This window comes from Ruegeria sp. AL12, assembly GCF_056540885.1.
The window spans coordinates 1-887 of record NZ_JBQFXN010000085.1; the positions used below are offsets into that span (position 1 = coordinate 1).

Sequence of the window (887 nt, forward strand, 5' to 3'; positions counted from 1 at the left end):
CCTTGCGCTGGGGTTTTATCCCGCACTGGTACAAATCTGAAACGGCCGGGCCGTTGCTAATCAATGCCCGGTCAGAAACCCTGGCTGAAAAACCTGCCTTTCGCGCAGCCTGCCGCGAGAGGCGGTGTCTGATTGTGGCGACAGGGTTTTACGAATGGACGAAAACTCCGAACGGTGACCGCCTGCCATGGTATATCCATCGTCAGGATCAAGCGCCGATTGCTTTTGCGGGGGTCTGGCAGAATTGGGGCTCTGACGAGAACCGACAAGGGACATGCGCCATCGTGACCACGCCCGCCAACACGCGTCTTGGGGCCATTCATCACCGTATGCCATTGATCCTTGAACAACAGGACTGGCCACTGTGGCTGGGTGAGACCGGGAAAGGGGCCGCGCGACTTATGACGCCGGGTGCCGAAGATGTCCTGACATACCACCGCGTTGACCCGGTCGTGAATTCGAACCGGGCCAGCGGGTCTTCACTGATCGAGCCTCTGGTCGAATGACGGCTGTCCTTTTCAAGCCCGCTTGCGCAAGATAGATCGTTGGCATGGCTTTGACATTTAACAGTTTGCCCGATCTCTACGCGCACGACTTCGACACTGTGATCGACGTGCGCAGCCCCGCTGAATTCGCCGAGGATCACCTGCCGGGCGCCATCAGTCTTCCGGTTCTGGATAATGAAGAGCGCGCACGCGTCGGTACAATTTACGTGCAGCAAAGCCCATTTCTGGCGCGTAAACTGGGGGCGGCCCTGGTCTTTCGAAATGCCGCAAATCATATCGAAAACAGCCTGTCGCATCACGAAGGCGGTTGGAAGCCGCTGGTCTATTGCTGGCGCGGCGGTCAACGATCCGGGTCGTTTACTTGGATGTTGCAACAGATCG

The 887-nt window shown here is 57.8% G+C and carries 2 protein-coding genes; both read left to right on the top strand.

Translation table 11 applies throughout. The features are described 5' to 3' along the window. A partial coding sequence (locus tag ACR0C6_RS21505; RefSeq protein ID WP_480621150.1) for an SOS response-associated peptidase occupies positions 1–506 on the top strand: 506 nt, incomplete at its 5' end. A gap of 44 nt (positions 507–550) precedes the next feature. Then, the coding region (locus ACR0C6_RS21510; protein WP_480621152.1) for a rhodanese-like domain-containing protein at positions 551–887 on the top strand (337 nt) is incomplete at its 3' end.